Here is a 10,325-nt window from a genome sequence, read left to right as displayed (position 1 = left end):
CATCGCTCGATGAGTCAGCTGTTACGCACTGTTTAAATGATGGCTGCCTCTAAGCCAACATCCTCACTGTCTAAGCAACGTCACATCCTTTCCACTTAACCGTGTTTAGGCACCTTAGCTGCCGGTCTGGGCTGTTATCCTCTCGGCCACGGATCTTATCACTCGTAGCCTGACTGCTGCGGTACTGGAACCCATGGCATTCGGAGTTTGATTGGTTTTGGTATCCTGGTGGGGACCCTAAGCCATTCAGTGCTCTACCTCCATGGTTTACTGCCGCAACGCTCGCCCTCAAGCGATTTCGGAGAGAACCAGCTATCACGGGGTTTGATTAGTCTTTCGCTCCTACTCTCAAGTCATCTCAGGATTTTTCAACATCCACGAGTTCGGTCCTCCACCTGGTGTTACCCAGGCTTCAACCTGCTCAAGAGTAGATCACCTCCGCTTCGGGTCTATTGCCCGCGACTAATCGCGCATTTCGCACTCGGTTTCCCTTCGCCTCCACCCCAGAAGGGCTTAGGCTGGCCACGGACAATAACTCGCAGACTCATTATGCAAAAGGCAGGCCGTCATCCCGCTTGCGCGGGACTCCGACACATTGTAGGCTTGTGGTTGCAGGTACTGTTTCACTCCCTTAAAAAGGGTGCTTTTCACCTTTCCCTCACGGTACTAGTTCACTATCGGTTGCCAGGGAGTATTTAGCCTTATCCGGTGGTCCGGACAGATTCACGCGGGGTTCCACGTGCACCGCGTTACTTGGGATACCTCTGGTAGATTACTGAGCTTCGCTCACCCGGCTGTCACGGTCTATGGCCCATCTTTCCATATGGTTAAGCTCGCCGTTCACCTTCCCGTACGAGGTCCCGCTACCCCGGAGGGATAAATCCCCCCGGTTTGGGCTGTTCCGCTTTCGCTCGCCACTACTAACGGAATCACTTCGTTTTCTTTTCCTGGGGTTACTGAGATGTTTCACTTCACCCCGTATCGCCTCGCCGGACTATGCATTCATCCGGCGATGACCGGCTGTTACACCGGCCGGGTTGTCCCATTCGGAGATCCACGGATTAACGCCTGTTTGCGGCTACCCGCGGCTTATCGCAGCTTACCACGTCCTTCATCGCCTCCTGGCACCAAGGCATTCACCGCAAGCCCTTAGTAGCTTGATCACAAAGTCACCTGTAGCTCGCGCTACAGAAACTCAGCGAACAACCGCATTGGGTTTGATTGCCTTCATCATGCCTGTGTGTGGTTGTCAAAGAACGCTCCCGGCCTTCCCGCCCCCGAGGGGTTTAGCCCCGGCGACGACCAGCCCGGAAAAATCGTTGGTTGTCCTGCAAGTGGTGGGCGCGACTGGACTTGAACCAGTGACCCTGCGCTTATCAAGCGCATGCTCTAACCAACTGAGCTACGCGCCCGCCGACCATTCCAAACCCCGCGGGCGGGATTTGAAATCTCAGTTTGGTGGAGCTGAGGAGAGTCGAACTCCCGACCTATAGCTTGCAAAGCTACCGCTCTACCACTGAGCTACAGCCCCGCACCCCTGTCCAGGGACGGCGCGGCCGCCCCGGAAGTTCGATACTCGATCCACTTGCCAAAGAGCACTCTGCTCCTTGAGAGCTGAGTTGTGCGATAAGGTTCAGCCCGCAGCCCCGCCTGAAGGCGAAGCTGTTCGACCTGGGAACGCGGTTGTGACCCCGCGTCCGTGGTTCTCCTTAGAAAGGAGGTGATCCAGCCGCAGGTTCCCCTACGGCTACCTTGTTACGACTTCATCCCAATCACCGGCCATACCTTCGGCACCCGCAAGGAGCGACTTCGGGTACAACCGGCTTTCATGATGTGACGGGCGGTGTGTACAAGGCCTGGGAACGTATTCACGGCGCCGTAGCTGATGCGCCATTACTAGCGATTCCGGCTTCATGCCGTCGAGTTGCAGACGACAATCTGAACTGGGCCCGGTTTTTGGGGATTTGCTCCACGTTGCCGTATTGCTTCCCATTGTGCCGGGCATTGTAGTACGTGTGCAGCCCTGGCCATAAGGGCCATCCTGACTTGACGTCATCCCCACCTTCCTCCTCGTTGAAGCGAGGCAGTCTGTCCAGAGTGCTTCCCGCTCTCGCGGAAGTGGCAACAGGACACAGGGGTTGCGCTCGTTGCGGGACTTAACCCAACATCTCACGACACGAGCTGACGACAGCCATGCAGCACCTGTGCGCGCTGCCGGATTGCTCCGGCTCGTCAGGCTTTCACCCTTCTACTACGCGCATGTCAAGGCCAGGTAAGGTTCTTCGCGTTGCATCGAATTGAGCCACATACTCCACCGCTTGTGCAGGCCCCCGTCAATTTCTTTGAGTTTTAATCTTGCGACCGTACTCCCCAGGCGGCGCATTTAACGCGTTAGCTCCGCCACGGGCGGGGTCGAATCCGCCCACAGCAAATGCGCACCGTTTACAGCCAGGACTACCAGGGTATCTAATCCTGTTTGCTCCCCTGGCTTTCGTGCCTCAGCGTCAGGAGTTGTCCAGAGACTCGCCTTCGCCACTGGTGTTCCTCTCGATATCTACGCATTTCACTGCTACACCGAGAATTCCAGTCTCCCCTCCAACCCTCGAGCCGGATAGTATTCGATGCAGTTTCCAGGTTGAGCCTGGAGATTTCACATCAAACTTACCCGGCCGCCTACGCACCCTTTACGCCCAGTAAATCCGAACAACGCTTGGGACCTCTGTATTACCGCGGCTGCTGGCACAGAGTTAGCCGTCCCTTCCTCTGTCGGTACTATCAGCCTTGAGGGTATTAGCCTCAAGGGTTTGCTCCCGACTGACAGGGGTTTACGAGCCGAAGCCCTTCGTCCCCCACGCGGCGTCGCTCCATCAGGCTTGCGCCCATTGTGAAAAATTCTCGACTGCTGCCACCCGTAGGTGTCTGGACCGTGTCTCAGTTCCAGTGTGGCTGGTCGTCCTCTGAGACCAGCTACCCGTCTTCGCCTTGGTGGGCCGTTACCCCGCCAACTAGCTGATAGGACGCGGGCTTATCGCGAAGCGCCAGGCCTTGCGGTCCCCAGCTTTGAATCCCGGGCTCTGCCCCCGGGAGTCACATCCGGTATTAGTCCCGCTTTCGCGGGATTATTCCAGTCTTCGCGGCAAATTACCCACGCGTTACTCACCCTTTCGCGACTCCAACTGCGGAATATTGCTACCCCGCAGCCAGCGTTCCACTTGCATGTCTTATCCACGCCGCCAGCGTTCGTTCTGAGCCAGAATCAAACTCTCCGTTCAATAAAACGTTAGCTTGATTCCACCGGAGCTTGCGCCCCGGCGTTGCAATCTTAAAACTCCAATCTCAGCTCGCTAACACAAGCCAAGACTGAAGGGGCTTGAACTTATCGCACAATTCAACTTTCAAAGAGCAGCGGGCCTCGCGACCCAGAAATCTTTTCCCCACTGCGGGGACGAAAAATCTGAGTGCCGAATTCTTTTCTCGACTTCGGCATCTCAGATACCGTTTATCGTTACGCGGGTCAATTTACGCATCCCGCTGACGGCTGTCAACACCTTTTTGCAATTTTTTTTTATTTTTTTCAGCCGTCCGAACCGGCTTTCACCGGCTCCCGTCTCAAAGAGCGGCGCGCTTTTTAGCAAAAGCCAAAATCCGTGCAAGCGTTTTTTTTAATTTTTTTTCATTTTTTTTGATCGCCGCCGGATCCCCCGCCCGCGCCCCCAGCCACGGAAGCGTAAAAACCGGCGGAAAACCGGCCTTTTTTCGCAAAAATCGTGCGTTGGTGCGGGCCGACAAATCCTCCGTTTTTTCCCCCTGCAACACCACCGCCACCACCGGCACGCGCCGCTGCCGCAACAATTCCACGGTCATTAAAACGTGATTCAAGCATCCCAGCCGGTTGCGCGCCACCACCACCGCCCCACAGCGTAACGCCGCCATCAGCTCCAGCGCGTCAAAGTCTTCGCCCAGCGGCGATCGCAAACCGCCTGCGCCTTCCACCAGGACCCAGTCCGCCTGTTGGGCCACCGCCCGGAGATGCGCCAAAACCGCGTGTTTATTGGGTTTTTTCCGCTTGCCCCGCAGCGCAATCGCCGGCGTGAGCGGGATGCTGGACCACCACGGATTGACCACGTCCAGCGGCAGCGCGTGCCCCTGCAGCGCGCTCAACGTCAGCGCATCCTCGCGGCCGCCGGTGCACAAGGGCTTCAGCGCCACCGCGCGCCAGCCCCGCGCGCGCGCATGCGCCAGCAACAGGCCCGTCAGCACGGTTTTCCCCACACCCGTGTCGGTGCCGGTGATGAAAAGCACAGAGTTCAAAGCCGCGGAACGACGTTGTTTCACAACGAATTTTTTTGCAGAAAAACCGCAGCCAATCACGCAAAAAGTCTGACGCAAAAAGTCTGGCGCCGCGCCCCTCCGCCTGGCACACTGTCAGCCATCCCGCACATGAAAAAATGGCTCTGGCTCGCGCTGCTTTTCCTTGCGGCAGGCAAAGGTCTTCACGCCGCGCGGCCCAATGTGTTGATGATTGCCATTGATGATCTCAACGATTGGATCGGCTGCATGTATGGGCATCCCCAGGCCCATACCCCGGCCATGGATCGCCTCGCGGCACGCGGCACGCTCTTCCTCAATGCCCATGTCCAATCCCCCCTCTGCAACCCCTCCCGCGTCAGTTTGATGACCGGTCTAAGGCCCTCCACCACGGGCATTTATGGGCTGGCGCCGGGCCTTCGCAATGTTGAGACCACCCGACAGCGGATCACCCTGCCACAACACTTCGGCCGGCACGGTTATTTCACCGCCACCTTCGGCAAGGTGTATCACGACGGCTCCATCCCCCGGGCTTTTCAAACCAATGAATTTCACGTGTGGGGACCGGCGCCCGGCATGCCCCTCCCCACCAACAAATTCGTCAACACCCCCGCCACCTTGCGCCTCATGGACTGGGGCGTCTTCCCGCCCGATGACCGCGAGCAGGCCGACTGGAAAATTGCGGATGCAGCCATCGCACAATTAAAAAATGCGCCCAAAGACCGGCCCTTTTTTGTGGCGGTGGGCTTTCGTCTGCCCCATGTGCCCTGCTTTGCCTCCCAGCCGTGGTTTGACCGGTTTCCGCCCGAGGACAAGATTTTCCTCCCGCCCTGCCGCGAAGATGATCGCGCCGACCTTCCCGAGTTTTCCTGGTTTCTCCATTGGAACCTGCCGGAGCCGCGGTTGTCGTGGCTGCAGCGCAGCGGCCAATGGCGGCCCCTCGTGCGCGCCTATCTGGCCAGCACCACCTTCATGGACAGCCAGATTCAGCGTGTACTCGATGCGCTGAAGGAGATGGGCGCCGAAGACCACACCCTCATCATCCTGTGGTCCGACAACGGCTGGCATCTGGGCGAAAAGGGTATCACCGGCAAAAACACGCTCTGGGAGCGCTCCACCCGCGTGCCGCTGATTTTTGCCGGGCCGGGGGTGACGCGCGGCGGGCGCTGCCTGCAGCCCGTCGAGCTGCTGGACATTTTCCCCACCCTGCTCGAGCTGTGCCAACTGCCGCCGGTGGACGGTCTGGAAGGCCACAGCCTTGCCCCCCAACTGCGCGACGCCCAAGCCCCCCGCCCCTGGCCGGCCATCACCACCCACAACCAGGGCAATCATGCCGTGCGCTCCGAACGCTGGCGCTACATCCGATATGCCAACGGCGCCGAGGAGCTTTACGACATGAAAAATGATCCCAACGAATGGCGCAACCTGGCGGGAGACGCGCGCTACCGCGACCTCCTCCAAGAGCATGCCCGCTGGCTGCCCAAGGTGGATTTGCCCGCCGCTCCCGGCAGCACCGGCCGCGTGCTCACCCAGACCAATGGCGTGTGGTTCTGGGAAGGGCAGGCCATTAACCCGGCGGAAAAGCAGGAATAATTCCTCCCCACAGCGTCCGCCCACACAAAAAAAAGCGCGTGACGGCCTGTCACCGTCACGCGCGGTGGGCAAGTTTTGTTTGCCGGAGACGCCTCAATCAAAAGCGTGACCGGCGCAGCAGAGCACGTTGCGCACCTTGTGGCGCACCAGCTCCTTCACCATGGTGCGGGCGGGGCCAAGGTATTTGCGCGGGTCAAATTCCTTCGGGTTTTCCCAGAGCACCTTGCGGATGCCGGCCGTCATGGCCAGTCGCAGATCGGTGTCAATGTTGACCTTGGTGCAGCCCACCCGGCGGGCCACCTCGATGTCGGCCTCGGGCACGCCCTGGGCGTCGGGCAGTTTGCCGCCGTATTTGTTGATGAGGGCCACCAGGTCCGCCGGCACGCTGGAAGCGCCGTGCAACACCAGCGGGTAATCCCCCAGGCCGGCGTCCATCAGGGCCTTCTTGATGGCCTTGAGCCGCTCCAAATCCAGGTGTTGCTCGCCCTTGAACTTGTAGGCGCCGTGGCTGTTGCCGATGGCCACGGCCAGGGAATCGCAGCCGCTTTCCTTCACAAACCGCACCGCCTCCTCCGGGTGGGTGTAGTGGCCGCCCTTGCTGAAGCCGCCGCCCTCCTCCCCTTCGTCAAATTGCGCCCCCACCAGATGGCCCAGCTCGGATTCCACCACGCAGTTATGTTTGTGGGCGTAGTCCACCACCTTTTTGGTGATCTCCACGTTCTTCTCAAACGGCTCGTGACTGGCGTCAATCATGACGCTGGTAAAGCCCTCATCAATGCACATCTTGCACAGCTCAAAAGAGTCCCCATGGTCCAGATGCACCGCGATGGGAATGGTGGACAGGCTGACCGCCGCCTCGATGAGTTTCTTCAAATACACCGGGTTGGCGTACTGGCGCGCGCCCTTGGAAATCTGCAGAATCAGGGGCGCCTTTTCCTCCTCGCAGGCCTCGACGATGGCCTGGATCAATTCCATGTTGTTGACGTTGAAGGCGCCCAGGGCGTACTTGCCCTTCAGGGCCTTCGCGAACAGCTCGCGCGTGTGTGTTAATGGCATAACGACATTTCTTAGGTTTGGCCGCGCCCACGGCGCGGGCAGGGGGCATAATAAGAAATTTTCAGCCGCGGGAAAATAAAAATTCACGAACCTTTTGCAGCCCGGGCATGCCGAAGCTGCCGCCGCCCCGCCCAATGCCCCGCCTAATCCGCCGTCTGCCCCACCGGCGGCAGCCTGAACGGCTCCCGTTTGAGCAGCGTCAGCCGCTTGTATTCGGCGGCGGTGGCCAGCATTTGCTCCGGGGGCAGATCCGGCCGGCCGAGCTGCGCCTGCAACAGCTTGATTTGCTGGCCGAGGTACTGGTTGCGCAACTGCTGCAGGGCATGCCGCACCTCGGCCTCAGGCTGATTCATGGGCCGCTCGTCCAGCAGGGCCTCACTCAGCAGATTCCGCAGCCGCTCCTCCTCCAGCGTGGTCAGCAACGCTCCCACCCCCTGCCACGTCTGGCTTTCAGCCGCCGCGCGGCGCAAGGCCAGCAGGCGGCGCACCGGCTCGCTGGTAACCCACGCCAGGTCCATCGCCCCCAGCCACACCGGCGCCGCCTCGTCGTGACACATCACCAGTTGCAACAGCCGCAGCTCCACCGCCGGCGGCCGCTCGACCGGCTCCGGCGGGGCCTCTTCCACCATCAACCCCTCCGCCGGAGCCACGGGCGTGGCGCGAAATTGCTGAATGAACGCGGAAGGATTCAACCCAAAACGCAGCGCCGTTTTCTGGGCATACGTCTCCAGCAACACCTCATTGCGCGTTTTCTTGAGGGCGGTGGCCATGCGGCGGGTGATTTCCAGCCGGCCCTTGTCCGTGGCCGGAGGGTATTGGCTGCACAGGCGCTCGAGCAGATAGTCAAAATATCCCGGCGCCTCCTCCACCGCCCGCTGCAAAGCGCCGGCCCCCTGCTCGCGCACCAGGCTGTCCGGATCATGGGGCGACGGGAGCACGGCCACCCGCACGGCAATCCCCAATGGCAACAGGCCATCAGCCACCCGCTCGGCGGCGTTCTGGCCGGCGGTGTCGGCGTCGAAACACAGCACGACCTCCTCCACATACCGTTTGAGGATGCGCGCGTGCTCGCCCGTGAACGCCGTCCCCTGAGGCGCCACCACGTGGCGCACCCCCGCCATGAAGCACGCAATCAAATCCAACTGCCCCTCGCAAATCACCGCCTGCCGCATCTCCTGAATGGCCCGCCGGCTCTTGTCCAGCCCGTAAAACACGCGGCTTTTGACGAATATGGGCGTTTCCGGCGAATTCACGTACTTGGCCGTCTTTTCCTCGGGATTCAACGTGCGCCCGCTGAAGGCGATGACCCGCCCCTGCTCGTCACAAATGGGAAACATCAGCCGCCCGCGGAAGCGGTCATAGTAATGGTCCCGGCCCTCGGCCCGCACCACCAAACCAGCCTGCTCCATCAACGCCATGTCATAGCCCTTGCGCCGCGCCCAGTTCACCGTGTCATCCCAGGCCTCCGGCGCATAACCCAGCCGGAAAAGCTGGATGGCCTCCGCGCCCACGCCCCGTTTTTGCAAATACTCGCGCGCCACCTGCCCGGCGCTGTCCTGGTTGAGGGCCTGCTGCCAGCGGCGCGTCAACTGCTCATGAATCTCCAGCAGCACCTCCTTAAGCTCGCGCGTCTGCCGGTACTGAGGATCATTTTCAAAAGCCAGGGGGATGTTGGCCCGCTCCGCCAGCCGGCGGACGGCATCGAGAAAAGAAATATTTTCGTATTCCCGGATGAAAGTGATGACATCGCCGCCCTTGTGGCAACCGAAGCAATGGAAGATCTGGCGTTGGGGATTAACGTTAAAGCTCGGCGTCTTCTCCTTGTGAAACGGGCACAGCGCCACAAAATTGGCCCCGGCCCGTTTCAGGGGAAAATAACCGCTGATCACCTCCACAATGTCGCTGGCGGCGCGAACCTGCTCAATGACCTGCGGTGAAATGATCCCGGCCACGGCGCTTCATTTGCCCAGGATTTTGTCCAGCTCCCGCTCCCGCTGCCGCCCCAATCCTTCCTTGGTGCGCAAATCCTCCCCTTCGGTCTTGCTGGGCGGAATCAACAAGTACGGGGCATGTTTGGCCAGTTGCGACCCGCAAAAGGATTTCTTGAAGATGCCGTCCTGAATATCGCCCAGGGTGGGGAAGAAACTGCTGCCCAGCTCTTTTTCCTGGTCTTTGCGGGCCTGCTGTTTCTGTTCCTCGGTCTGAAATTTGGCATTCACCAGGGCCGCCAGCAGGACCAGGATGCACAGAAACCGAATGATGGCCGCCAAAATGCCCAGCGGATACTCCAGCCGCCCAAAGAAGTCGCTGCCGGCCAGTTTGTCGCGCAAGGCATTTTTCAGGAGCATGAAGATGAACCACACCGCCACCACCGTGCCCAGATACCCCAAAAGATGCGCGGAAAGCTGGCTCAACCCGGTCCACTTGATCAGGTAGGGCGCCGCCTGGCGGCAGACATACGCCCCGCCCCCCACCATCCCCAACCACATGAAAAAGTCCAGTAACTCCTGGGACATCCCGCGGCGCCGGCCGCGCAACACCCCAATGACCACCATGATGACCGCCAGGACATCATACCATCCGAAGGGCAAACTGCTGGGCATACTTCAATGCATTGCCGTCCCGGGTGGGTTGCGCCGGCTGGCCTCCGGGCCATTCACGCGCGGGCAGGGCTTACTTTTCTGTGGCTTTCTTGAGCTCTTGCTCTTTGATTTCCTTCAACGTGGGCCGCCTCGGCCCGCCGGACCCCGCGTCCGTGGTGGGCGTGGGCCGGATCAAGAGCAGCTCCAAATTACGCCGCGCCCACTGCCCGCAAAAGCTTTTTTTCAAAATGCTCTCCTGCAACTGGCCGGGCGTCGGGAAAAAAGTGCTGCCCAGGTTGCGTATTTGCGCGTCCACCTGCGCCTGGATTTCCTCCCGGGTGTACACCGGCCCGTTCAACAGGGCCAAAGCCACCACCAAGTAACCGGCGTAACGAATCATGCCCGCCAGCATCCCCAAAATATATTCCAGGCGCCCAAACAAATCGCTGCTCACCAGCTTCTCCCCCACCGCCCGCCGCGTGGCGCCAAAGATGGTCAGGATGATGAGCAACATGGCCACATACACAAACAGGTAGGCAAACAGGTGCGTCACCCCGGCCATCTCCGCAAACCAATTCCCCACCGGCCGGTGATACATGCCGCAAACCACCAAAATCGTGAGAATTTGCAGAAGGGAAAGCAGTTCTTCCGACATCCCGCGCTTGCGCCCGCGATAGATGCCCCACCCCAAAACCACCGCCGTCAGCACGTCAAACCACACCCCGGACATCTCTGTGCTGGCGCTGGCCGGGCCACCTGCTGCTGCCAATAATAACGTTGACATAC

Annotated in this window: 6 protein-coding genes, 2 tRNA genes and 2 rRNA genes; 1 reads left to right on the top strand and 9 read right to left on the bottom strand. The window is 60.1% G+C overall.

Annotation, left to right across the window (positions count from 1 at the left end; genetic code table 11):
• The 5 genes from N3J91_15330 to bioD form a co-directional block, all read right to left on the bottom strand.
• Positions 1 to 1,163 (bottom strand): 23S ribosomal RNA (locus N3J91_15330); the annotation flags it as partial.
• A gap of 172 nt (positions 1,164 to 1,335) precedes the next feature.
• Positions 1,336 to 1,412, bottom strand: a tRNA-Ile gene (locus N3J91_15325).
• Between the two features lie 44 nt (positions 1,413 to 1,456).
• Positions 1,457 to 1,531 (bottom strand) — tRNA-Ala (locus N3J91_15320).
• Between the two features lie 182 nt (positions 1,532 to 1,713).
• Positions 1,714 to 3,272: ribosomal RNA gene (locus N3J91_15315) — 16S ribosomal RNA — on the bottom strand.
• A 337-nt stretch (positions 3,273 to 3,609) separates the two neighbouring features.
• The gene (gene bioD, locus N3J91_15310; protein ID MCX8157788.1) at positions 3,610 to 4,335 is read right to left on the bottom strand and encodes a dethiobiotin synthase; all 726 of its coding nucleotides are present in this window, start codon (positions 4,333 to 4,335) and stop codon (positions 3,610 to 3,612) included.
• Positions 4,336 to 4,440: 105 nt separating this feature from the next.
• Between bioD and N3J91_15305 the strand changes: the two genes are divergently transcribed.
• Positions 4,441 to 5,901, top strand: coding sequence for a sulfatase (locus N3J91_15305; GenBank protein ID MCX8157787.1), 1,461 nt, complete (start codon positions 4,441 to 4,443; stop codon positions 5,899 to 5,901).
• Between the two features lie 93 nt (positions 5,902 to 5,994).
• Here N3J91_15305 and N3J91_15300 read toward each other — a convergent pair whose 3' ends face one another.
• From N3J91_15300 to N3J91_15285, 4 genes are all read right to left on the bottom strand, one after another.
• Positions 5,995 to 6,957, bottom strand: coding sequence for a ketose-bisphosphate aldolase (locus N3J91_15300; protein MCX8157786.1), 963 nt, complete (start codon positions 6,955 to 6,957; stop codon positions 5,995 to 5,997).
• A gap of 143 nt (positions 6,958 to 7,100) precedes the next feature.
• Positions 7,101 to 8,909, bottom strand: a complete 1,809-nt coding sequence (gene dnaG, locus N3J91_15295; protein MCX8157785.1) for a DNA primase — start codon at positions 8,907 to 8,909, stop codon at positions 7,101 to 7,103.
• 6 nt (positions 8,910 to 8,915) lie between these two features.
• Positions 8,916 to 9,560 (bottom strand): CvpA family protein, encoded by a 645-nt coding sequence (locus N3J91_15290; GenBank protein MCX8157784.1) that lies wholly within the window; start codon positions 9,558 to 9,560, stop codon positions 8,916 to 8,918.
• Between the two features lie 70 nt (positions 9,561 to 9,630).
• Positions 9,631 to 10,323, bottom strand: a complete 693-nt coding sequence (locus N3J91_15285; GenBank protein ID MCX8157783.1) for a CvpA family protein — start codon at positions 10,321 to 10,323, stop codon at positions 9,631 to 9,633.
• Between the last annotated feature and the right edge of the window lie 2 nt (positions 10,324 to 10,325).

The organism is Verrucomicrobiia bacterium (assembly GCA_026414565.1).
In the GTDB taxonomy this organism is placed as follows: domain Bacteria; phylum Verrucomicrobiota; class Verrucomicrobiia; order Limisphaerales; family Fontisphaeraceae; genus Fontisphaera.
The sequence above is the reverse complement of the archived record's forward strand: the minus strand, read 5'-3'. Positions and strand labels throughout refer to the sequence as shown.

What these genes read in the sequence shown, in the direction of transcription:
- N3J91_15305 (MCX8157787.1), top strand. Translation starts at nt 4,441, where the DNA reads ATGAAAAAATGGCTCTGGCTCGCGCTGCTTTTCCTTGCGGCAGGCAAA.
- N3J91_15300 (MCX8157786.1), bottom strand. Translation starts at nt 6,957, where the DNA reads ATGCCATTAACACACACGCGCGAGCTGTTCGCGAAGGCCCTGAAGGGC.
- N3J91_15285 (MCX8157783.1), bottom strand. Translation starts at nt 10,323, where the DNA reads ATGTCAACGTTATTATTGGCAGCAGCAGGTGGCCCGGCCAGCGCCAGC.
- N3J91_15290 (MCX8157784.1), bottom strand. Translation starts at nt 9,560, where the DNA reads ATGCCCAGCAGTTTGCCCTTCGGATGGTATGATGTCCTGGCGGTCATC.